This window comes from Alteromonas sp. 4NH20-0104, from assembly GCF_057547795.1.
Window position 1 is genome coordinate 168,044 of sequence record NZ_BAAJLP010000006.1, and the last position, 23,032, is coordinate 191,075.

A 23,032-nucleotide genomic window follows, 5' to 3' on the forward strand; every position below is an offset into this window, starting at 1 on the left:
CCGGCCAGTGACAGCCGGCGCTATAGGGTTTAGAAGTTTAAGCTCAGCTGAAGGCCAAGAATGGTTGCATTATCTGTATCACTGTCACCAAAAGGATTAATGACATACTGTATGCTGGGCATCACTGCGATGGCTGGCGTGATCACATAGTTGTAGTTCAGCTCTATGGGATACTCATGGTCACGTACTGCCACTTCGCTATCGGCATAAGCTGTGTTGTATAGACGCTGAGCGCGGGTTAATTCACTGCTTACGCTGTTACGACCAATCGCCAATCCAAAACGATCATGAGGGCGGCTAACGAACGGGCCATTAATAAAACCGCCCAAAGCCAATACTTCTCCAACGCCGCTGATGGCGTTATCTGACCGGATCATGCTGGCAAATAAGCGCAATCCACCACCGGTTGCGTTGCGAGTAACCTGCTGTTCAAGGTTGATGTAAAAGGCGTTGTCTGTATCCTGAATTGCAGTGGCATCATCGGTTGTGCCTGACGGGAATCCGGCTTTGTTAACTAACTTAGGCTTGTCTAAACTGCTACGAACAACACCAAAACGGTAATCGCCGTCTAACCCATTGCCGTAATCGACCTTGTATTCAATTTCTGCCACCGCTGTTGTACCACTCAAGTCGCCAGAAGTGCCAAGTTTCAGCCCTTGGTTTAGAGATAGGGTTTCCGGGTTCGCATCATAAGCACCCGCTTTTAAGATGAGATTATCTGACAGGTTATAGGTAACCTGAGCCCCCAGTGAACTGAGCGGATCGCCATACCAACTGCTGCTTATATAGTTTGATGAACCACCACTACAAAACGTCAGGTGTTGAAAAGTACAACTCATGGCGAAAAAGTCAGCACTGGGATATATACGGCCAACCTTAATACTTAACTGATCATCCAGAAGGCGTTGCGTAAGTGAAAACTGGGTCAGGCGCGTGACATTGCCGCGACCGAATATCTGCTGAGACTGGAGTAAAAATGGCATATCGGCTTTGTTGTTTATAAGCTCGCCATTTCGATTAGAAATTTCAATTTTAAACTCAGCACCTGACCAGCCGAACAGCCTATCTAAATCGAAGTATCCACCGACAAAATACTGGTCAGCATAAGCCACTTCACTACTATCTCCACCCTGGAGGTTATAGGCAGTCTGACTAAAGTGACCAAGGCGAACATTGACGCCTTTTTCGGCAAGCTCAGCCCTCACGCCTCCCCAATCTCCGGTTAGATATTGCTCAGCATCAAATTCACCAGCGGCCCGACTGCTGAATGGCTGCATTAGCATTAACATAATGGTTGAGCCGATTACACTTGCGTTCTTTTTACTTCGTTGAACCAATGCTGTTCGATAACTCTGGTCTTTTGGTGTGTTGTGCATGACTGAACTTCCTCCACTTGTGTTTTTATATGCAGTTATCAAGCTGATTGTTATCCGACTTTTCACGCTATTTTTACTAACTCTTGACTTGGGCATGTGACCATCTTGTGAGCATAATCCAATAAATGTTAATTATTTGTCAACAGGAAAATGTTTATTTAAGGTTAAAAAAATTTAAGTCGGTAAATATTGTTTATAATAAACAGTGAGTTGTGATTATTTTGGCGAGTATTCATTTTGGCTGCTCACACGGGGTAAAACTGAAGCTGTTAAATTTAAGTTCGTTTTCAGGGCACTTGCTCGTAAAGTGGTTGGAAAAATAGTGACATTTTTTTTGATTGGCGGTTTGAACCAGCAAACACATTGATACATGAGGAGATTTTTATTCAGTTGCACGGTGTATAGAACTAAAGTTGTTAACTTAGTGTTGACATTATATCCGCCTGTTGAGAATATGCCCAGATTGCTAGCTATTGCTCATGTGGTAGGGTTTCCAGGTTGTAAATATAGAATTGGTGACTTTACTAATAGCAAATATTTAGGATTGAGACTTATGAGTAATGATCAGGTCGAACTGAAGCATATAGAAGAAGAGCAACTCCCCGTAGCACGCCACAAGTTGAAGGGATGGAAGCACTTTTTAGGGCTTTACGCAGGCGAACACGTAGCTGCCACTGAATTTGTGTTTGGGGCAACATTTGTCGCACTCGGTGCCACCATGACCGACATCCTGCTCGGTTTGCTTATAGGTAATATTCTTGCCGTTTTAAGCTGGACATTTATTACCACCCCAATCGCTGTAGAAACGCGCTTGAGCCTGTATACCTATCTGCAAAAGATTGCGGGCGACTCAATGACCAGGCTATACAACTGGGCCAATGTAATAATCTTTACCGTGATTTCTGCGGCCATGATTACTGTTTCAGCAACAGCAGTGCGATTCGCATTGAACATTCCTGCTCAGTTAAATTGGTATCCGACTAACCCTTGGTTTGTGCTGGTAGTGCTTGCCGTAGGTATAATAGTTGTGCTGGTTGCTATGTATGGCTTTAATGCCGTGTCGCGCTTTTCGGGTATCTGTGCGCCCTGGTTATTTGTTATGTTCATCAGCGGCCCTTTGGTGCTCATGCCCGAATTAGCGAATGCGGTTATTGGCCAAACAGTGGTAGGAAGCTGGGGTGACTTTATGCACATCGGCAGTGTATCGGTGTGGACGGGACTCGACACAAATGGTCAGCCTGGCATCGGTCTTATTGAAGTTATAGGCTTTTCTTGGGCAGCCAACACCATTACCCACTTTGGTTTGATTGACATGGCTTTATTGCGCTATGCCAAAAAGAAAAGCTATGGTATTTGCACCTCTGCTGGCATGTTATTTGGGCATTATATTGCGTGGATTTCTGCCGGCATTATGGGTGCAGGCACCGCGGTACTGGTAAAGAAATCTATTACCGAACTGGATCCCGGTGATGTTGCCTTCCACGCGTTAGGCTTGTCAGGCCTGGTGATTGTAATTGTAGCCGGCTGGACTACGGCAAATGCTAATTTATACCGCGCAGGTTTAGCGGCTCAGGCTATTTTTAGCGATCAGTCCCGCAATAGAACAACCTTTCTGGTTGGTATTGTTACGGTTATCATCGCTTGTTTCCCGTTTGTATTTACCAAACTTCTGCCACTTTTAACCTATGCGGGTTTATTAGTTGTTCCCGTGGGCGCAATCGTGTTTTCTGAGCATTTCCTGTTCCCGAAGTTGGGACTAACCCGCTACTGGGCTGCGCATAAAAAACTTAAACACAGTTCACCGGCTGTCATGTCCTGGGGATTGGGCCTGGTATTCGGTTTTACTCTGAATGCTCTTGATGTGATGTCGTTCTATTATTTGTTCCTGCCAACCTGGATCTTCACCATTGTGGTCTACACACAATTGGCAAAACGCCATGGAGCAGCAGAAAGTTACCCAGAGGCAGAAGCGAAACTTGCTGCCTATGATGAAAAAGTTGAAGCATTTCATGCTGAACAAGCGGCAAATGAGGCACCTGCAGCAGCAGATTTACGCGGGTTTACCAAGGCGCTGACAGCAATCGCCTGGGTGAGCCTTGGCATAACGGTCGCTTTTGCTGTCAATACGATGTTCTTTTCGGCTGATATCAGTGAGTACCACGCCAATCGCTCTGCGTTCTTTAACTTCGCTTTTGCTTGCACGGTTATTTATTTCACCAGTGCCTACTGGGCTATGCATCGCAAAAAGCAATTTGCTTCAGCTTAAACTCGGGAGAAACCTTATATGCAAGCTCAACCACTTTCTCAAGCCACATTAAGTTTTCTACCCCCAAGTATTTCTGTGCCTGGCTACAACCGCCAGGCACTTCAAGCGGGTATTGTGCACGTTGGTGTGGGCGGGTTTCACCGCTCCCACCAGGCTTATTATACTGATAATTATCTGAATCAAACTCATGATTTGCGCTGGGGCATTTGTGGCATCGGTTTGCGTGAAGCTGACCGTGCAATCCAACAAAGGCTTGCAGCACAAGACTATCTTTATTCTTTACTGGTTAAACACCCAAATGGTCAGTCCGATGTGCAGGTTATTGGTTGCATGACTGACTTCCTTTTAGCACCGGATGATCCTGAAGCCGTTATAGCCCAAATGGCAGCAAAGGAAACAAAGATTGTGTCACTCACTATTACCGAGGGTGGCTATAACTTTGATCCCTCTACCGGCGAGTTTGATTTAACCAATCCGGACGTAATTCATGATATTGCTAACCCGACTAAACCCAGACTGATTTTTGGCTACCTGGCAGCAGCGTTACAGCTTCGCAGAACAGCCGGAAAAGCCCCCTTTACTATTCAGTCCTGCGACAACGTTCAGCACAATGGTGATGTAACCCGTAAAATGTTGGTCGCTTATATCAATGCATATGACTCAGAATTTGCCCGGTGGGTAAGTGAGTCGGTAAGCTTTCCCAACGCCATGGTTGACCGCATCACACCTGCAACAACTGAGGGTGATATCTCACTGGCAGAAGAACTCGGTGTAATTGACCAGTGGCCAGTTACCTGTGAACCCTTCCACCAGTGGGTTATTGAAGACAACTTTACGCTACAGCGGCCTGAGTGGGAACTGGTTGGCGCGCAAACCGTTGACGATGTTACGCCCTACGAAACCATGAAAATTCGATTGCTCAATGCAGGACATACTGTATTGGGGGTGCTGGGCTCATTACGCGGATATAGCACTATAGAGGAAGCCGTGTCGGATCCTTTATTTGCCCGCTACCTTCGCGCATTTATGGATAACGAAGTAACACCAGTACTGGATGCCGTGCCGGGTATCGATCTTGATGAGTACAAGCAAACGCTAATCACGCGATTTGGCAACCCAAATATCAAAGACAGTCTCGCCAGAATTTGCTCACAGAGTTCGGCAAAAGTAGCCACTTTTTTGGTGCCTACTATTCAGCAGAACCTGATAAGTAAAGGCTCCACAAGACTATCCAGTCTGGTGCTTGCCGCTTGGTGCTGGTACAGCGACTCCCATACCACTCAGCATGGTGAAGCGCTGGATGTCATTGACGATTTGGCAGATACCTTACAACACGCAGCAAAATCTTCACGTGAGGCGCCTCTGGCATTCTTATCACAACAGAGTATTTTTGGCGCTCTGGCGGCTAATCGCTCTTTTTGCGAAGACTATCAATCATTCCTGACTAAACTGTTTGCAGGTATAAAAGTGGAGCATCTGATGGCGTCAGTACTGGAGATTGAAGTTACCCCTGCTTCTATGGAGGCTACAATCTAATGAACACAATACCTAATGTCGCAGTATTCGGTGAGGCGCTGTTTGATATGATCCAGCAACCGAATAACAGCTTTCTGCCCTTTATTGGCGGCTCGCCTTACAATGTGGCCCGTAGCTTTGTACGTCAGGGGTTGGCCTGCACCTATTTGTCACCTATCTCTACCGATGATCTGGGGGAGAAAATCTATCAGTCTGCACAGGACGATGGTATCTCGCTTCCCTACAATTATCGCTCAGACAAAAATACCTCGCTGGCTTTGGTATACAAAGATGAACAGGGTAAACCAAGCTACCGTTTATACCGCAAAGGCGTGGCTGATTTGGATGTTACACCAAACACACTGTTAAATGCATTACCCAATGATTTAACGCTGTTCCATACCGGTTCACTGGCTTTGGTTCCTGACATGCTTGATGTGCTCATACCTGTCATCAAAGTATTAAAAGAACAAGGCGTAAAAATCAGTATTGATGTCAATGTGCGTAAGGGAGTAGAAGACAATCACCAACAGTACATTGCTGCGATATGGCGTTTTGTTGAATTCGCTGACATTGTTAAAGTGAGCGATGAGGATTTACATCTGAAAGGGCTATACGGCGAGCCGGAATTTCATGCCCGCGCCATGCTGGACCGCATGGAAAATGGCATGGTCGTGCTGACATTAGGCGAAGGTGGCTCGCAAATCATAACGGATTCGCATCACCTTAAACAGAATGTCATTCTACCGCCGAGTATAGGCGATACAGTGGGCGCGGGAGATACCTATTTCTCGGCATTAGTTGCATACCTGTTGAAGCAAGAAGCATTATGCCCCCAGGCCATGCCAGACATGTTGGCTGCGGCGTTAAAATTTGGGGCAATGGCAGCCAGCCTGAATGTTGAAAAAGTGGGGTGTCATCCGCCTACCTTCGAGCAAGTCGCAGAGGCACTCGCCAGACTTTAAGTAATGGCTTAATAGCTGCCGCTTTATCATCTCATATCCAGTTGGCGATCTTCATCGCCAACTGATTTTCGGCTAACGCAAACTACCACGTCTTCTCATCAGAGTATTCCGGTAACCTGGAAAGCAACATTTTGCCCAATCAACAAGCTTGAGCTACATGACCTGTAAATCGATGTACTAACTATTTTCGCTAAAGCAATATTCGATATTGTTTCTGCTGTACCTGATATATGTGGTGCTACTAATTTTTCTTGGATACGCTTTGTGCTTGTTGAGCAACAGTGGGGAAATAGCCCTCCAAATCACCAGGTATATCATACAGTTTTTGCAACAGTCCCGGAGCAAATATAGCTTGGAATAGCAACTCTCCCTGACCGAAGCGAAAGGCTATAAAGTTTGAGGATTTACGATCCTAATAAAATTTTAAAAAAAGTTGTGAGATTTATTTCACGGCTGCGAATCATTAGATATATAACAATTTGCAGGTAAAGGTTTTGGGTTTGTGACGATAAGCTAAAGCCCATAAGTTTGTATGATAATCAATCAACGCTACGCAGAAATGAGTTCACTCTCAGTTAACAGGGCGGATAAAGCAGGCAATGAATAGGTTTAAACCATTGAGAAAAGTGAAATGAGCGTTGATCGGCATCGAATGTACTTAGACATCATAGAAAGACACAAGGGAATAGTGTTTAAAGTTGCACGCGCCTACTGCAGTAATGAGTTTGACCGGGAGGATTTAGTTCAGGAAATTCTCGCCCAAATCTGGCGTTCATTGGATACCTACAATGACAATTTTAAAATAACGACCTGGATGTACCGAGTGGCACTTAACGTTGCAATATCGTTTTACAGGAAAGACAAAACAATTGCTTATAAGCATACAGAAATGGAAGACAAGTTACTGAGTTATGACATGGAAGCTGAAAGAGAAAATGAACAGAGTTTGAGTGAGTTATACGCATTCATAAACGGACTCAACGATATAGATAAAGCGGTATTGTTGATGTATTTAGAAGGTGAAAGCCAGTCTGAAATTGCGACCAATTTAGATATTACGATTGCTAATGTTTCCACCAAAATCAGTCGAATTAAACAGAAGTTAAAGGCGAAAGCGTCTTAAACAGAAGAGGTACTCAGATATGAATTTAGATCAAATGCAGTCTATGTGGCAGGCACATAGTGAAAAGCTGGACGAGTGTATGAGTCTGAATAAAACATTGCTTCAGAAGATACAGTCAGACGGTAATAAAAGTGAGTTGAATAAGCTCATTTTGACAAGAGCGATTGAGGGCATTGTATTTTTCTGCATTGTCCTTTCTTTTGGGAGCTACATGGCCTCGTCCTGGAGTTTAACTGCACCGGTGGTTTCTGCCTGTGTACTCAATATATTTGCGATATTGGGATTAGCCGGAAGCATTGGCCAAGTCGCGCTGTTGAGTAGGATAGATTTTTCTAAACCGATGAAAGAAACGCTGAATGATCTTATTGCCGTCAGAACGCATAGTTTGAATGTTTTTAAACTGCTATTACTATCTGCACCTTTTTACATGGCCTATGTATTTCTGGGCTACGATCTGTTTTTTGACGTTGATTTATTTTCATTAATGTCGGCAGAAACAACAATTAGATTTTCAGTGATTGCCCTGATATTTGGGCTTCTGGTGGCGCTGCTTATCAATAAGCTCAAGCCAGAAAACAGGGACAATAAGTTAATTGGTTGGCTTTATCAGGAAATATCCGGCCGCAGGTTAACGCATCTGTTAGACCAATTCGAAAATATGGAAAAAGGCTGAGTGGTAGGGGCCATTAAATTGTTCTTATCGAGGCACATCCGGCGGCAATGGCGATAAGAGCTATTTCTGGTTTGGACCGCGATATGTAAGTGGTAGTAAGGCTATAGTGGTTAAGACCAATGATAAGGTAACTCTGGACTATCTATAGTCATACTAACCTGAGTTTTAAAATGTTGTAACAAAGGAGGTCGTTATGAGCAGTGCAGTAATTGGTGGTGTGGTAGTCGTCATTATCGTTGCGATAATTGCTATCGCAGCGTCGAAACGTAAAGAATAATTATTTATACCGTTTTTAGTTAAAATTCACTTAGTATTAAGTGAAGTTAATTGAACACGTAAAGCTTGGCTACGCTCTCGCTGGTCTCAGAGTTTAGCCTGGTTTATTTCGCCCATTATTGGGGCTTAATTTTATAAACGGTGTTGAATTGCATGGCATACAGGGAGGTGGGTAAATTTTGACTGACAGCGTAATAAACTGGGTTGGTTTTACCATACAGGTCATTGGCTTACTGTTAATTACTATCGAGCTCTATTTGCCGCCACTGTCGGAACGCCTTAAAACCTTCCTGGAGAGTATTCAGTTTCGTTTGGTCGGCACAACAGCGACTAAACAATACTGGAATTGGGTGGCGATTGGCGCTTATATCACCATCTGGGTGGTTTCCGTTGCTATTGTATCAATACTTGACCCTGCAATGAGCATTGTCGCAAATGTGGCTTTCACAATATTCACCGTGTTTCTTGGCAGCGTAATTTTTATGAGCAAAGTGTTTGTAAGACTTGGCATTGAACTGGGTAGGGGAAATGTAATTGGCGGGGTAGGGCTCGTTTTGGCCTTAATTGGTTTTACCATCGAAATATCAAAGATGGTGCTTGCCTGATAACTGATATCGTCTTTGCCAGACTATAAAGTTGGTTTTTAGATGATTATTACCGTTTAAGTTGAAAATCAGACACAAAAAAACCGACTTGCGTCGGTTTATTTTCACATCTAAAGATGGTACCAGAGGCCGGACTTGAACCGGCACGCTATTTCTAGCAACGGATTTTGAATCCGTCATGTCTACCAATTTCATCACTCTGGCACTGATAGATGTGCAATGACTGTAATTCAGTCAGGCTGCGAATTATAACGATGTCATAGAGACTGACAAGCGTTTTTTTAGTCATTCTTTAATAAGCGGCTAAATAATATGCTGTTTTGAGTTCAGTCCTAATGGGGGCGGAGAAATCCTTAGTGGCCAGTTGTCTATCACTGGTTTTTATTTGTACGTGATGAGTTAGTCACGGAATGATTTAAAAGGGGCTGTGTAAAAATATTTTTAAAAAGTTTAAAAAATAACCTGACACAACTGAATAAGGGTGCTAGGATCCATTTGCCTTTGAAAGGTTCTATTATATTTGAAAATTGCTCGTTCCGTTGATCCATTGTAAGTCCCTTGCGCGATTCACATTAGATACGATTACTGAATCAAGCCTGCCGCAAAACAGATAGCCCTTCATTGCAAGACCGGTTTTTTAACCACATTAAATTAAATATTTTTTGGAGTTATCTATGTCTACTTCTACAGGCACAGTAAAATGGTTCGACGAAGCTAAAGGTTTCGGTTTTATTTCTCAAGCTGACGGCGGCAAAGACGTATTCGTACATTTCCGCGCTATCAAATCTGAAGGCTTCCGCACTTTAGCTGAAGGTCAGAGCGTACAGTTCACTATCGAACAAGGTAACAAAGGTCCACAGGCTGCTGACGTAGTAGTACTGTAAGACAGTTGTTCTTATAAAACAGGCACCTTCGGGTGCCTGTTTTGTTTCTGCCGCAAAATATTTATTCCTGCTGTTTCTGTTCTCTACTCCTTCTGCGCTTAACCGTCTACTTTTGTCCTGATCTGTGGCACACTTGCGCCCATCGGTGTCAGACACACAGTTAGCCATGGTTAAAAAAGTTAAAAGCACGATAAAAAAACAATCTAATCAACCACCTCAACCGCCAGAGCAATCTGCCCGGGCTGGATTTGTGCGGCGCTTGGCTGCCATGATTTATGATGCGCTGGTGGCAACTGCTGTGGGAATGTGCGCGGCCATGGTGTTGATCGTAATACTGGTTGTTTCGCTCAAAAATGGCTGGCTGGATTTACAAGGTTACAGTGAGCCAAATGAGTTGCTTGGTAAGTCTGTTTTGTATAAAACCGTTATTCAGGTGTGGGTAGGGCTCTGGGTTGCAGGGTTCTTTTTGTGGTTCTGGAAGCGGGGCGGTCAAACCCTGGGGATGCGCGCCTGGCGTTTACGTATTTACAGTATCACCGAAGAGCCGGTGGGGTGGGGGCGTTTAGTATTGCGTTTACTTGCTTCACTGGGTGGTCTCGGAACCCTTTTAGTCCTGTTTGACGTAAAAAACAAACAGTCTCTGCAAGACCGGGTCGCGCAAACCGAAGTACTTAAACTGACCAAAGAACAGAATAATCATAAGAGCTGGTAACTAATAAGCAGATAAAGGGGTCAGAGTACATTAATCAACGTCATTAATGTACTCTGACCCCTTTGTTTATCTGGAGAGTAGCGCCGTAGCAACGGCCGCAAAGAGAATGCTCGGTAGCAAGGCCCCTAATACCGGCGGAATGTTGTAAACCAGGCTCAGTGGGCCAAATACTTCATTGGTAATGAAGAAGCCGAAACCGGTTAGTACACCCATAATAATTCGCGCCCCCATAGTCACACTTCGCAACGGGCCAAATATGAAAGACAGCGCCATTAATAGCATTACACTTACGGTAACTGGCTGCAGTACTTTACGCCAGAAAGCCAGCTCATAGCGGCTGGTATCCTGCTTATTATTGGCCCGGTAGGTGATATATTCCTGCAAACCCTGAATCGATAATGCCTCGGGCTTCACTGTTACGATACCCAGTTTGTCTGGCGTCAAAGACGAATCCCAGCGCCAGGTGGGCTGTACATCGGCGGTAATGGCGTCTGCACCAAAGTAAGTGTGTGTTACCTGAGTCAAAGTCCAGCCGTTTTGTTCGTAGAAGCCGCCACTGGCATTGGTGATGCTGTCCAGCTGTAAGCCATCATTGAACCGGTAGATGGTAACTTCCTGCAATGAATCGCGGCTCATTACCTGGCCAATACTTACAAAATGATCGCCGTCTTTGGCCCATACATATTTATCTGAGGAAAACAGCGAGCCCCCGGTAATGGCTTCGGTACGCAGTTCTTTGGCACGGGATTCACTCACGGGCGTTATCCATTCACCCACCGCCATCACCACAATAATCATCACTACGGCTGATTTCATGGCCGAGTTAATTAAATTCCAACGGCTCAGCCCGGCCGCCTGCATGACCACCAGTTCGCTATTGCTGGCCAATACCCCCATGCCTATCAGTCCGCCCAGCAGCACTGCCATGGGGAAGAACTGTTCAAGGTCGCGAGGCAAGCTAAGCAGCACGTACACCAGCGCAGCCAGCATATCGTAATTGCCTTCGCCCACTTTACGCAGCTGCTCCACAAACTTAATCAGGGCGCTAAGACCAATCAGTACAGAAAGGGTTACCGTGACCGTGCCCAGCAGTGTTCTGGCAATATACCAGTCGAGGATGCGGATCATGATTTCCTCCGCTTGAGCATGGCTTTAATTTCGGTGCCGAATTTGCGATCCCGGGCGAGCAGGGTAAAACCAATGATCAGCATAATGCCGTGTACCCACCACAAGCCGAGCTGGATAGGAATTTTGCCGTCTTCCAGCACGCGTCGGCTGGCTAGTAGCAACATAAAATAACCAAGGTACAGTAAGATAGCCGGGAACATTTTACCAAACCGCCCCTGGCGCGGATCCACCGCACTGAGCGGCACCGCAATCATCACCAGAAAAGGAATCGATAGCGGAATAGCCAGCCGCCATTGCAGTTCCGCCAGGGCTTCCGTAGAGCCATCTTCCAGCAATTCCATGGTGGGAATAACCGAGACTTTTTTGCGCTTTTGTTGCTGCTCCGGATCGTCTATCTGAATCTGATATTCGTCGAAAGCGACTACCCGAAAATCGAGGCGGCGTTGCTCGCCTTCGTACTGATTTCCGTTATTCAGAATCAGCTGGCGGGTGCCGTCCGGCTCTTTGTTTACCGTGCCTTGTTCGGCATAAACCACCCGAACCTGCTCGTCACCTTCATTTTTTTGCTGGGCCAGAAAGACTTTCTGAAGTGAGTTATCACTACCAATATCATGCACGAAAATTACGGCTTCCTGGTTGCCCGTTTGTTGAAAACGGCCGGGAATAATGGCACTAAAACCGGCTTCTGCTTTGGCTTGCTCTCGCAGGTTATATTCACTCTCTGCGGCCAGTGGTGCCAGATACAGAGTCACCACGCCGGTAACGATCATTATGATGAATGATAAAAATAACATTACGCGGGTGACGTACCATTCGCTGATCCCGCAGGCGCGCATCACGGTCATTTCGCTGTCTACATACAGCCTGCCGTAAGCCATCATAATGCCTAAAAAAGCGCTGATAGGGATCACCAGCGAAGCGAGTACCGGGGCGTACAAAGACAAGAAGCCGAGCACCAGACTGGCCGGGATATCGCCCTCAGACGCATCCCCCAAAACACGAACAAAACGCAGCGTAATAAAAATTGCCATCAAAATTAAAAATATGGCGATTTGCGATTTAAGCGTTTCCTTAAGCAGATAGCGGAATATCAGCATATCTGGCCTATGCAAAAAGTCGGAATTTTAGTGAAAGCGGCTATAATTTTGAGTAAACTTACCATTTTTACAAGTTTTGCCAGTAATAACTAACCGTTGGCTCCGGAAGGCGTGTTTGCCTGAACCGTGATTTATCACGTTGACACGCCCTACGCAGGATTGAATTCGTGCGTATTAAACCATAAAGCAAGGCAAAACGGCATGTAAAATTGTTTCGGGCCAACCAGACAGAACAAAATGAGGTGATACAGTGGAGTTTAACGTAAAGAGCGGCAGTCCAGAGAAACAACGCAGTGCATGTATTGTGGTGGGCGTCTATGAGCCGCGACGTTTGTCCGGCGTTGCCGAACAACTGGATGCAATTAGTGAAGGATACATCAGCAACTTACTGCGCCGCGGCGACCTCGAGGGGAAAGCCGGTCAGATGTTGCTGCTCCACCATGTGCCAAACGTACTGAGCGAGCGGGTACTGCTGGTTGGTTGTGGCAAAGAGCGTGAGCTGGACGAGCGTCAGTATAAACAGATCATTGCTAAAACCATTCAAACCCTTAACGAAACCGGTTCGATGGAAGCCGTCTGCTTCTTAACTGAGTTGCACGTTAAGGGTCGCGATACCTACTGGAAAGTACGCCAGGCGGTCGAAACTTCACAGGATACCCTGTATACCTTCCTGCAACTGAAAACCAAAAAAGGCGAGCCGCGCCGTCCGCTGCGTAAAATCGTTTTCAATGTGCCCACCCGTCGCGAACTCACCGTGGGTGAAAAAGCCGTTGAGCATGGCCTGGCCATTGCCAAGGGCGTTAAGGTTACTAAAGACGTGGCCAACATGCCGCCAAACATTTGTAACCCGGCGTACCTGTGGGAGCAGGCGCAGCAAATGGCTGAAGAATATGGCAGCGTTAGCGTGGAAGTGGTTAACGAAGCCAACATGAAAGACCTGGGTATGAATTCTTACCTGGCGGTGGGTCGTGGCTCTGAGAATGAATCGCTGATGAGTATTATTCATCACAAAGGCGGCGCTGATGATCAGGCACCATTGGTGCTGGTGGGTAAAGGCCTTACCTTTGACTCAGGCGGTATCTCATTAAAGCCAGGCGATGGCATGGACGAAATGAAGTACGACATGGGCGGCGCAGCCTCCGTACTGGGTGTTATGCACACGGTGGCGGCGTTAAACCTGCCAATTAACGTGATAGGCGTACTGGCCGGTTGTGAGAACATGCCGGATGCCAACGCTTATCGCCCGGGTGATATTCTTACCACCATGTCTGGCCAGACGGTTGAAGTGTTAAACACCGATGCTGAAGGCCGTTTGGTACTGTGTGATGCACTGACTTATGTTGAGCGTTTCGATCCGGAAACCGTGGTCGATGTAGCCACCCTAACCGGTGCCTGTATCATTGCGCTGGGTAAACATGCTACCGGCCTGATGAGTACGCATAATCCACTGGCTCATGAACTGCTTAACGCCTCTGAACAAGCCTCTGATCGCGCATGGCGTTTACCGTTGTGGGATGACTACCAGGAGCAACTGGAAAGCCCGTTTGCCGATATGGCTAACATTGGCGGTCGCCCGGCAGGTTCAATTACCGCAGGGTGCTTCCTGTCGCGCTTTACCAAGAAGTATAACTGGGCCCACCTGGATATCGCTGGTACTGCTTGGAATAGTGGTAAAAACAAAGGCGCAACGGGTCGTCCGGTACCTATGCTGGCGCAGTTCTTAATGAACCGTGCTGGTTTAGGCGCAGAGGATTAAGGGTTAATGCCTGCCGTTCGATTTTACGCACTGGCTGAGGCGTCAGTTTCTCCCGCAGGGCACGAAAGTGTGCCTGCGGTGTGCGCCAAAGCCTGCGAACTCACCGCCGAACTCTATTCGCAGAAGAAAAAGAGTGTGGTACTGTGCGCAGACCAGGCACAGGCCGAAGCTGTCGATCAGCTTTTATGGCAATTGCCGGCGGCGCGTTTTGTGCCGCATAACCTTGCTGGTGAGGGCCCCAATGGCGGCGCACCAGTAGAAATCGTCTGGCAGCCTCAGTCGCTGCCACGCAAACAATGTCTGATTAACGTTAGCGGGAAAATGGTGAGTAACTTCAACCAGTTTCAGCAGATCATCGACTTTGTGCCGGTTGAAGAAACGGCCAAACAGCAAGCCCGCGAACGTTATAAACAATTTCAACAAGCCGGTTGCCAAATGCAATTTCTGCCGGCCTAAAAAGAGACTTTTTGAGACACTCCATGGACAAAACCTACGAACCCCAATCGATCGAAAAACAGTGTTATCAGCGCTGGGAAAACGAAGGCTTATTCAAAGCCAAGGGCGATGAAGCGCCAACGGGGAACCCTTACTGTATTTTACTGCCGCCACCGAATGTTACCGGTAGCCTGCACATGGGGCATGGTTTCCAGCAAACCATTATGGACGTGCTGACCCGATACCACCGCATGAAAGGCGATAACACGCTGTGGCAGGTGGGTACCGACCACGCTGGTATTGCAACCCAAATGGTGGTTGAGCGTCAGTTAAATGCACAGGGCAAAACCCGTCACGATCTGGGTCGCGAAGCGTTTATCGACAAAATCTGGGAGTGGAAAGAGCACTCAGGTGGCACCATCACCAGTCAGATGCGCCGTTTAGGTACCTCGCCAGACTGGGACCGTGAAGTATTTACCATGGATGACAACCTGTCTAAAGCGGTAACCGAGGTGTTCGTCAGATTACATGACGACGGTTTGATCTATCGTGGTAAGCGATTGGTAAACTGGGATCCGGTACTGCACACGGCGGTGTCCGACCTTGAAGTACTTAACGAAGAAGAAGCCGGCCACATGTGGCATATGCGCTATCCGCTGGCTGACGGCAGCGGTAGCATTGTGGTGGCGACTACTCGCCCTGAAACCATGCTGGGCGATACGGCAGTAGCGGTACACCCGGAAGATGAGCGTTACCAGAATCTCATTGGTAAAGACATTAAATTACCCATTACCGGCCGTTTGATTCCGATCATTGCGGATGACTACGTGGATCCGGAATTCGGTACCGGCTGCGTTAAAATTACCCCGGCGCATGATTTCAACGACTACGACATGGGTAAGCGCCATAGCCTGCCGATGATCAATATCTTTACGCCGGATGCCAAGGTTAATGACGAAGCGCCAGAAGCCTATCAGGGGCTGGATCGCTTTGATGCGCGTAAGGCAATTGTTGCGCAGCTCGAAGCCGACGGCGTTCTGGTTAAAATTGACGACCACAAACTTAAAGTACCTCGTGGTGATCGCACCGGCGCGGTTATCGAACCTTACCTCACCGATCAGTGGTACGTGGCAATCGAAGAGCTGGCCAAGCCGGCTATTGATGCGGTAGAAAGCGGAGAGATCCGTTTTGTGCCCGAGAACTGGAATAAAACCTACTACCAGTGGATGAATAACATTCAGGACTGGTGTATTTCCCGTCAGCTGTGGTGGGGCCACCGTATTCCAGCCTGGTACGACAATGAAGGCAACGTTTACGTAGGTCGCACTGAAGAAGAGGTGCGTAACAAGTATCACCTGGAAGCGGGCGTGCAGTTGAACCAGGACGAAGACGTACTGGATACCTGGTTCTCTTCGGCACTATGGCCGTTTGCCACCATGGGCTGGCCGGAAGAAACCCCGGAATTGGAAACCTTTGTGCCGTCTTCGGTACTGGTTACCGGTTTCGATATTATCTTCTTCTGGGTAGCGCGTATGATCATGATGACCAAGCGTTTTACCGGCAAAATCCCGTTTAAGGATATCTACATTACCGGCCTTATCCGCGACGAAAGCGGCGACAAAATGTCGAAGTCGAAAGGTAACGTACTGGATCCTATCGACCTGATCGACGGTATCGATCTGGAATCACTGGTGGCTAAGCGCACCACTGGCATGATGCAGCCACAACTGGCCGCTAAAATTGAAAAACGCACCCGCAAGCAGTTCCCGGAAGGTATTCATGCCTACGGTACTGATGCGCTGCGCTTTACGTTTGCAGCCATGGCATCAACCAGCCGCGATATCAACTTTGATATGGGCCGGGTAGAGGGCTACCGGAACTTCTGTAATAAAATCTGGAATGCCTCGCGCTTTGTGCTGATGAACACCGAAACCGAAGATACCGGTCGTGACGGTGGCGAGTTAGTGCTGAGCCTGGCCGATAAGTGGATTTGGGCGCAGTTCCAGCAAACTCTGGTGGAATTTGAAAAAGCGCTTTCTGATTATCGCTTTGATATTGCCGCACAAACGGTTTATGAGTTTACCTGGAACCAGTTCTGCGACTGGTATCTGGAGCTTACCAAGCCGGTACTGAATAACGATGAGTCAAGCGATGCCGAAAAGCGCGGCACCCGTCATACGTTAATCAACGTGCTGGAAAGCCTGTTACGTTTGCTGCACCCGTTAATGCCGTTCATTACCGAAACCATTTGGGAACGTGTTGCACCGCTTAGTGCGCTGGATTTCAACGCCGGCGACAGCATCATGGTTCAGCCTTTCCCGGCGGTAGATGCTGCTAAGCAGGATGAGCAGGTATTGGCCGACATCGAATGGGTTAAGCGCTTTATCGTAGGTATTCGTAACATTCGTGGTGAAATGGATATTGCGCCGAGCAAGCCACTTCCTGCGCTGCTGCGTAATGTAAGCAGTGAAGACGAGCGCCGCTTAGGTATTTCCCGCACCTTTATCGACCGCCTGGCGCGTCTTGAGTCCATTACGGTGCTTAAAGAAGGTGAAGAAGCACCAGCCAGTGCGGCAGCGGTAGTGGGGGAGATGGAAATTCTTATCCCTATGGCCGGCCTGATTGATAAAGAAGCCGAGCTTGCCCGTATTGCTAAAGCCATGGGTAAACTGGAGCAAGACGTAGCCCGCTTTAAAGGTAAGCTGTCTAACGATAAGTTTGTTAGCAATGCGCCGGAAGCCGTGATTGAGAAAGAAAAAGCCAAGCTGGCCGATTCTGAGTCACAATTAGCTAAGCTGAAAGCTCAGCAAGAGACGATTGCTGCGCTGTAAGTATTTGTACTTAAGATAATAAAAAACGCACCAGGTGAAAGCCTGGTGCGTTTTTTTTTGGGTTACGTTAACTAATCGTAGTTGCGCTACATAGCAGCGGGATTAGCGAGTAGTGTTGGTATGCTTATCCAGGAACTTAATCATTTCCTGCCAGAGCTCAACGTTGTTTTCCGGCTTGTAGAAGCCGTGGCCTTCGCCGGATTTCATCATCCACTGGTAAGGATGGTTTCTGGCTTCGAGCTTCTCACGTAAAGCAAAGGCATGCTCCTTGGGCACCCGCACGTCTTCTTCACCCTGCACAATAAATACCGGCACTTTGATCTTGTCGGTGTTTTTAATGGGGGACTGGAAGTCGCGGTTTTCGCCTTTTGGTAATACCTGATTAAGGTAATTGATACCGGCATCGTTTTGCGGGATATCACCTTTTTCAAACATCATGTCCAGATCGTAAACGCCAACAAAACCAATAGTGCACTGGTACAGGTCCGGCTCGCGAATAACGTTCTGTAATGCCGCGTAGCCGCCGTAAGAGGCGCCGTAAACACACATTCTGTCTTTATCCACAATGCCTTTGTCCACCAAATACATAGTGCCGTCGGTCATGTCATCAATCATGGTGGTCCCCCAGTTACGGAAACCCGCTTTCTCGAAAGATAAACCATAGCCACCCGAACCACGGAAGTTCGGCTGCAATACCGCGTAGCCATGTGCCGCCAGCACTTTGGCATCGCGTACACTGGAGTCGATGTTAGCAATGGAGTCGTAAGGGCCGTGAGGACCGCCATGAGGCAGCAGCACAAAAGGTAAATCCTTGGCTTCGCCTTTAGGCAGAGTGAGTACGGCAGAAATTTCCAGACCATCACGGGCGGTATAAGTGATCAGTTTGGACTCCGGAATTTCCACGTCGTCCAGCCAGGGCTTACTCTCGGCCAGTTTCACCAGTTTGCGGGCCTCGGCATCAAACATGTAATATACATTGGGATTATTGGCATTGCCTACCCGAATAATCATTTTGGAATTGTCGCGGGTTGCAGACGTTGCTGAAACGTCTTGGCCCTTAAAAGTATTCGCCAGACTGGCCAGTACACGTTGTTCGGCTTCACTTTTCACGCCGCCAAAGAACATGGTTTCAATGCCTTTATACTCGTAGCTGGCGCCGAATATTTCTTTAATCTTACCGTTTTCACTGTGCAGGATTGGCGATAAATCTACTTTAGGATGTGACGCCAGTACTTCGTGCTTTTTGGTGTCGATATTATAGGTCGCCAAAGACCAGGTATCAGTTTCCAATGTACTGAGACCTACAATGGTTTTATCGTCGGACAAAAACACCAGTGGCGTGAAAGATGGTGTATAGGGTTCACTTTCAAATGCCAATTCCCATTCAGAGTCGGTGTCTTTTCGCACCATCATGGTTTGCTTATTGTCTTCATTAGGATCGGCGCCAATCATCGCCAGCACATTGCCTTTGGTATCGGTATAAACGTTCACATTTGAGCCGGCGTAAGCTCGCAGCGGTGCGCGACCTTCGGAGGCTTTACGGCCATTGCTGACCTTCATTCTGTAAATATCGAGGAAGGGCTCTTTGGCGGTTAAATCGGTGCTGTAAACTAACACGGCATCCGGCTCATCCGGCAGAATATCAATAATTTGTGAGAATCGGCGGTCGCCGCTCTCAGCGCGCCAGCCGCTTAAGATAACGCTGTTTTCACCGTCTGCATCCATGGCAAATAATTCACCGGTGGGCAGCGGTTGTTCAAAGGAGCCAACTTCCCTTGCCATGCCCAGAATCAAACGTTCATCATTAAGCCAATTAAAGCTGCTAACGGTTTCTTTGCCTTTTCCGCGTGTAATGGAAACGACTTCCTGATCCTTAATATTCAACACGGTTAAAAACACCACGCCGTCTTCGCCGCGAGAGGTCGAAGCCAGGTAAGTGCCGTCGGGTGAAATTTTTATGTCCAGGTACTGTGAGTGTTTAGCATACGCTTCTAATAGTGGCGTATTGATTTTAGCTTGCGCTGCTGATGTGAATGTCAGACTTCCAAGGAGTGTAGTGATGACAACTAACATCAAACGAACTTTCATAATTTTTTCCTCTAGAAAAAAAAGCCCCCGACAAGCGAGGGCTTTATTTAACTATTACAACTTAGAAGTTATAACGCAGGTTAGCAAATACCCGACGACCGATGAAGTCGTACTGTGAGTAAAGTGCTGAGTTACCCAGGTCGAAGCCGCTGCTAGAAATTCTAGGTGGCTCTTTATCGAACAGGTTAGCAACACCTACGATTGCGTCCAGACCTTCATAAGAGAATGAACCTGACAATGTGTGATACATAGTCCAAGGCGTCTCGTCGATGAAGGTTACAGTGTTACCGTTAACCGTAGTGGTATTGGTTTCACTGGCGTAGTACTCGTAGTCGTTAGTAGAGTCGAAGTAGTTCGCTGTCCAGGTCAGGCTGAAGTCATCGTTTGAGTAAGTTAAACGAGCAACACCAACGTGCTTAGGTGAACCGTTCTCGCCAACAAAGTTGTTGTATGGAGAATCAGCAAACTGCAGGCTGTACTGTTCGATTTGCATGGTGTGCTCTACGCGGAAACGCAGTGAACCCCAATCGAAGTCATCCTGGTAAGTGAAGTTATAATCCACACCACGAACTTCCTGGTAAGCGATGTTTACGTAACCACCGTTAACCTGGTCGATACCGTAGTCGCCTGCGTTTGAACCGTCACGACGAGTGAACAGGTTACACAGTGGCTCGTTAGCGAAGTCGATAGAGTTATAACAACGGCTAACGATGCTCGCACCACCTAAGTTATCGATCTCGTTAGAGATTTCGATAGAGAAGTAGTCAACAGACACCGCGTAAGTATCTTCAGGGCTGGTCCAAACTACACCAACGCTTTCAGCTACAGACGTCTCTGCTTCAAGACGGCCTGCACCACCACTGGTTACCAGGGTGACAGAACCACCAGGCTGAGCGTAGTCTTCAGGGATGCCATCTGCCTGACAGTTCTGATAAACAGTGTCAGAGATGTTACCCGCTGCGTATGCCGCACCGTAATCCAAACATGGGTCAATCGCCAACTGACCACCGAAGCCAGTTTGCTCAGCCAGGAACAGTTCGAACAGGGCTGGTGCACGGAAAGAAGAACCACGGCTTGCACGTACGCTTAAGCCTTCTACGATTTCCCAGTTCAGGCCCAGTTTAAATGTGGTGTCGGTACCGAAAGTATCGTAGTCAGTCCAACGGCCAGATGCAGTCAGATCCAGTCTTTCTGCGCCCGCTACACCTTCAAGCAGAGGCATTTTAACTTCGGCGTATACCGCTTTAGTGGTTTGGCTACCTGCAGTAATACCAGCGCCAGTCAGACCCCATGAGTTACCGTTAAGAGTGTGGTAACCAGGACGGTCGTCGATTTCGTCACGCTGTACCTGGAAACCAAATGCTGCGCCAACTTCACCGGCAGGCATGGTAAACAGATCACCAGTGATGAAACCTTCAAGGGTTTGCTGGGTGTATTCAGTGTTACCTTTGTCACGGCCAAACAGAAAGTCCAGTTGCTCTGGTGAACGGTTACCGTACAGGAACTGTGGATCAGTCCAAGGGATGTTTACACAGGTTTTGTTACTGAACTCAGTTACTTCGCCGCTACAGCTAACGCCATCTGCAGCGTTGTACTGGGCCATCAGCATTGAGTCGCGGTAAATAATATCCTGGTTGTAGTCACCATCACTGATACTGTGCTGGTAAGACAGATCCCAGGTCCAGAAACCTACATCACCAGTAAAGCCGATTACACCACGGGTGTAGTCTACATCGATTTCTGAGCTGAAGTGATCAGTCAGAGCTACCGGGAATACAAAGCCGTCTCCGCTAAAGCCGTCCAGCACTGAAGTAGGCAGAACACCTACGTCTGCAGTCCAGAACTGACGATAGTCATTGGTTTCAGTACTACGACGGCTGAAGATTAACTCACCGTACATGGTGATAGAATCAGACAGGTTGTAATCACCCGTTGCATACAATGAAGTAGTAGTAGTTTCTGGCACTACCGTTTGCTTCGCCAGGTATGGGTGGTTCAGATCCCACCAGCCTTCACTGGCGTAATCGTTGTTATAAGATACCGGGTACCAGCCATCAGGCGTGGTAAAACCAACATCTGCTTCGTTAATGCTTTCGAAGCCGTTTGCTGCGAAGAAGCCATCGTAATCGTAAGCAGCTTGTAAGCTACCGCCGTACGCGCTTGAAACGCCGCCGTATAACCACAGGCCGTAACCCGTTTCGCTACAGTGAGGCTTGCCAGTACGTGGATCGATAGGATCAGAACGTGAACCGTCTTCCAGGAACTGTAAACGCTCGGTACAGTTGAAGTAGTCACGGTCGCCACGGCTCAGCATCGCAGTATTACGGTAGTCAGCAGTTACACGGAATGAACCTTCTGCAAACTCTTCACCGTAAGAGATGTTGATACGCTTGTCTTCACCGCCTGACTCAAATGGCTGGCTGATATCAACAGTAATTGTCTTGTCGTCGCCTTTCTTGGTGATGATGTTGATTACACCAGCAACCGCGTCTGAACCGTACAGTGCAGAAGCACCGTCTTTGAGGATTTCAACACGCTCGATAGCAGACAGAGGAATACTGTTCAGGTCGAAGGCTGATACTGCACCACGAGTACCTGCAGGGCCGGCACGACGGCCGTTTAACAGGATCAGGGTACGGTTTGCACCAAGACCACGCAGACCAACTGTCTCAGCACCGGTACCACCGTCGGTTACGAAACCAACAGTCAAAGCGGCGGTGATCTGGCTTGAGCCTGCTGCTGCAGTACTGGTTCTTAATAATTCGCCCAGTGTTTTCAGACCTTCCTGCTCGGCGTCTTCAACACTGATAATGTCGATAGGTGTATCGTTAGCAAACGCATCGGTACGAATACGTGAACCAACAATGGAGATTTTTTCTACTGGTTCAGCGCCATCTTCAGCTTCTTCCTGAGCGAAGACCTGTGGAGTTGCTAACAACCCCATAGCTGTGATGACTCCAATAGATAACTTATGGAGTTTATTATCGTTATTCATGTGAATCCCTGTTTCTGCCGCATCAATGTGCTATCAAACGTGTAATCATCGATAACACATCTGTATGCAACTATAATTATTTATATTTAAACAACCCCACCAACAATCGTTATTTTACGTTGTTACTGCGATGGCTTTGCCTGTCAACCAAATTAGAGAAATTGACATACTGAAAGTTAAATAAAAAACATTCTGGTGTCAAATAAATGGAACTTTTTTTATCCCTCCCTGTCAGTCTTTAATTGTTTTTTAAATCAACAGTTTACAGTTATCACCCTGGCAACTTAAAATTACAGCGACGTTGCTT

Annotated in this window: 16 protein-coding genes and 1 tRNA gene; 11 read left to right on the forward strand and 6 right to left on the reverse strand. The window is 47.3% G+C overall.

Features of this window, described 5'->3' with window-relative positions:
- Window positions 1-29: 29 nt before the first annotated feature.
- Window positions 30-1,376: a carbohydrate porin gene (locus AC27IB_RS06475; protein WP_296045136.1), complete on the reverse strand. Its 1,347-nt coding sequence runs from the start codon at window positions 1,374-1,376 to the stop codon at window positions 30-32.
- A 553-nt stretch (window positions 1,377-1,929) separates the two neighbouring features.
- On the opposite strand from AC27IB_RS06475, the gene AC27IB_RS06480 reads away from it, so the two are divergent.
- The 6 genes from AC27IB_RS06480 to AC27IB_RS06505 all read left to right on the forward strand — a co-directional run bounded on the left by AC27IB_RS06480 (window position 1,930) and on the right by AC27IB_RS06505 (window position 8,799).
- Window positions 1,930-3,642 (forward strand): purine-cytosine permease family protein, encoded by a 1,713-nt coding sequence (locus AC27IB_RS06480; RefSeq protein WP_487119743.1) that lies wholly within the window; start codon window positions 1,930-1,932, stop codon window positions 3,640-3,642.
- Between the two features lie 18 nt (window positions 3,643-3,660).
- A complete protein-coding gene (locus AC27IB_RS06485) occupies window positions 3,661-5,178 on the forward strand; it encodes a mannitol dehydrogenase family protein (protein WP_487119704.1) in 1,518 nt (505 codons plus the stop codon).
- Window positions 5,178-6,122, forward strand: a complete 945-nt coding sequence (locus tag AC27IB_RS06490) for a PfkB family carbohydrate kinase (RefSeq protein ID WP_487119706.1) — start codon at window positions 5,178-5,180, stop codon at window positions 6,120-6,122. Before AC27IB_RS06485 ends, AC27IB_RS06490 begins: the two co-directional genes overlap by 1 nt.
- A gap of 631 nt (window positions 6,123-6,753) precedes the next feature.
- Window positions 6,754-7,245 (forward strand): RNA polymerase sigma factor, encoded by a 492-nt coding sequence (locus AC27IB_RS06495; RefSeq protein ID WP_487119708.1) that lies wholly within the window; start codon window positions 6,754-6,756, stop codon window positions 7,243-7,245.
- 19 nt (window positions 7,246-7,264) lie between these two features.
- On the forward strand, window positions 7,265-7,918 hold the full coding sequence (locus AC27IB_RS06500) for a hypothetical protein (RefSeq protein ID WP_487119710.1): 654 nt from the start codon (window positions 7,265-7,267) through the stop codon (window positions 7,916-7,918).
- 455 nt (window positions 7,919-8,373) lie between these two features.
- Entirely contained in the window at window positions 8,374-8,799 is a 426-nt protein-coding gene (locus tag AC27IB_RS06505; RefSeq protein ID WP_296045119.1) for a hypothetical protein, read from the forward strand.
- A 117-nt stretch (window positions 8,800-8,916) separates the two neighbouring features.
- Here AC27IB_RS06505 and AC27IB_RS06510 read toward each other — a convergent pair.
- Window positions 8,917-9,003: transfer RNA gene (locus AC27IB_RS06510), tRNA-Leu, on the reverse strand.
- Between the two features lie 470 nt (window positions 9,004-9,473).
- Between AC27IB_RS06510 and cspE the strand changes: the two genes are divergently transcribed.
- Both cspE and AC27IB_RS06520 read left to right on the forward strand, forming a co-directional pair.
- Window positions 9,474-9,683: a transcription antiterminator/RNA stability regulator CspE gene (gene cspE, locus AC27IB_RS06515; protein WP_279319844.1), complete on the forward strand. Its 210-nt coding sequence runs from the start codon at window positions 9,474-9,476 to the stop codon at window positions 9,681-9,683.
- Window positions 9,684-9,849: 166 nt separating this feature from the next.
- Window positions 9,850-10,395: an RDD family protein gene (locus tag AC27IB_RS06520; RefSeq protein WP_487119713.1), complete on the forward strand. Its 546-nt coding sequence runs from the start codon at window positions 9,850-9,852 to the stop codon at window positions 10,393-10,395.
- A gap of 66 nt (window positions 10,396-10,461) precedes the next feature.
- Here AC27IB_RS06520 and lptG read toward each other — a convergent pair whose 3' ends face one another.
- Both lptG and lptF read right to left on the reverse strand, forming a co-directional pair.
- Window positions 10,462-11,523 carry an LPS export ABC transporter permease LptG gene (lptG, locus tag AC27IB_RS06525; protein ID WP_487119715.1) on the reverse strand — a complete coding sequence of 354 codons (1,062 nt, stop codon included), beginning with the start codon at window positions 11,521-11,523 and terminating at the stop codon, window positions 10,462-10,464.
- On the reverse strand, window positions 11,520-12,620 hold the full coding sequence (gene lptF, locus AC27IB_RS06530) for an LPS export ABC transporter permease LptF (protein ID WP_487119717.1): 1,101 nt from the start codon (window positions 12,618-12,620) through the stop codon (window positions 11,520-11,522). The genes lptG and lptF overlap by 4 nt, the downstream gene beginning before the upstream one ends.
- A gap of 250 nt (window positions 12,621-12,870) precedes the next feature.
- On the opposite strand from lptF, the gene pepA reads away from it, so the two are divergent.
- The 3 genes from pepA to AC27IB_RS06545 are packed head-to-tail and all read left to right on the forward strand — an operon-like array spanning window position 12,871 to window position 17,642.
- A complete protein-coding gene (pepA, locus tag AC27IB_RS06535) occupies window positions 12,871-14,376 on the forward strand; it encodes a leucyl aminopeptidase (RefSeq protein WP_279319847.1) in 1,506 nt (501 codons plus the stop codon).
- Window positions 14,377-14,382: 6 nt separating this feature from the next.
- A complete protein-coding gene (locus tag AC27IB_RS06540) occupies window positions 14,383-14,832 on the forward strand; it encodes a DNA polymerase III subunit chi (protein ID WP_296044744.1) in 450 nt (149 codons plus the stop codon).
- A 23-nt stretch (window positions 14,833-14,855) separates the two neighbouring features.
- Complete coding sequence (locus AC27IB_RS06545; protein WP_487119745.1) at window positions 14,856-17,642, forward strand: valine--tRNA ligase; 2,787 nt, start codon at window positions 14,856-14,858, stop codon at window positions 17,640-17,642.
- Between the two features lie 102 nt (window positions 17,643-17,744).
- Here AC27IB_RS06545 and AC27IB_RS06550 read toward each other — a convergent pair whose 3' ends face one another.
- Window positions 17,745-19,730 (reverse strand): S9 family peptidase, encoded by a 1,986-nt coding sequence (locus tag AC27IB_RS06550; protein ID WP_487119720.1) that lies wholly within the window; start codon window positions 19,728-19,730, stop codon window positions 17,745-17,747.
- A 61-nt stretch (window positions 19,731-19,791) separates the two neighbouring features.
- Window positions 19,792-22,725, reverse strand: a complete 2,934-nt coding sequence (locus AC27IB_RS06555; protein WP_487119722.1) for a TonB-dependent receptor domain-containing protein — start codon at window positions 22,723-22,725, stop codon at window positions 19,792-19,794.
- Window positions 22,726-23,032 lie beyond the last annotated feature (307 nt).

Coding starts and splice junctions, on each gene's coding strand:
- AC27IB_RS06485 (WP_487119704.1), top strand. CDS start 3,661: ATGCAAGCTCAACCACTTTCTCAAGCCACATTAAGTTTTCTACCCCCA.
- AC27IB_RS06500 (WP_487119710.1), top strand. CDS start 7,265: ATGAATTTAGATCAAATGCAGTCTATGTGGCAGGCACATAGTGAAAAG.
- AC27IB_RS06495 (WP_487119708.1), top strand. CDS start 6,754: ATGAGCGTTGATCGGCATCGAATGTACTTAGACATCATAGAAAGACAC.
- AC27IB_RS06555 (WP_487119722.1), bottom strand. CDS start 22,725: ATGAATAACGATAATAAACTCCATAAGTTATCTATTGGAGTCATCACA.
- AC27IB_RS06475 (WP_296045136.1), bottom strand. CDS start 1,376: ATGCACAACACACCAAAAGACCAGAGTTATCGAACAGCATTGGTTCAA.
- lptF (WP_487119717.1), bottom strand. CDS start 12,620: ATGCTGATATTCCGCTATCTGCTTAAGGAAACGCTTAAATCGCAAATC.
- AC27IB_RS06490 (WP_487119706.1), top strand. CDS start 5,178: ATGAACACAATACCTAATGTCGCAGTATTCGGTGAGGCGCTGTTTGAT.
- lptG (WP_487119715.1), bottom strand. CDS start 11,523: ATGATCCGCATCCTCGACTGGTATATTGCCAGAACACTGCTGGGCACG.
- AC27IB_RS06480 (WP_487119743.1), top strand. CDS start 1,930: ATGAGTAATGATCAGGTCGAACTGAAGCATATAGAAGAAGAGCAACTC.
- AC27IB_RS06545 (WP_487119745.1), top strand. CDS start 14,856: ATGGACAAAACCTACGAACCCCAATCGATCGAAAAACAGTGTTATCAG.
- AC27IB_RS06520 (WP_487119713.1), top strand. CDS start 9,850: ATGGTTAAAAAAGTTAAAAGCACGATAAAAAAACAATCTAATCAACCA.
- AC27IB_RS06550 (WP_487119720.1), bottom strand. CDS start 19,730: ATGAAAGTTCGTTTGATGTTAGTTGTCATCACTACACTCCTTGGAAGT.
- AC27IB_RS06540 (WP_296044744.1), top strand. CDS start 14,383: ATGCCTGCCGTTCGATTTTACGCACTGGCTGAGGCGTCAGTTTCTCCC.
- cspE (WP_279319844.1), top strand. CDS start 9,474: ATGTCTACTTCTACAGGCACAGTAAAATGGTTCGACGAAGCTAAAGGT.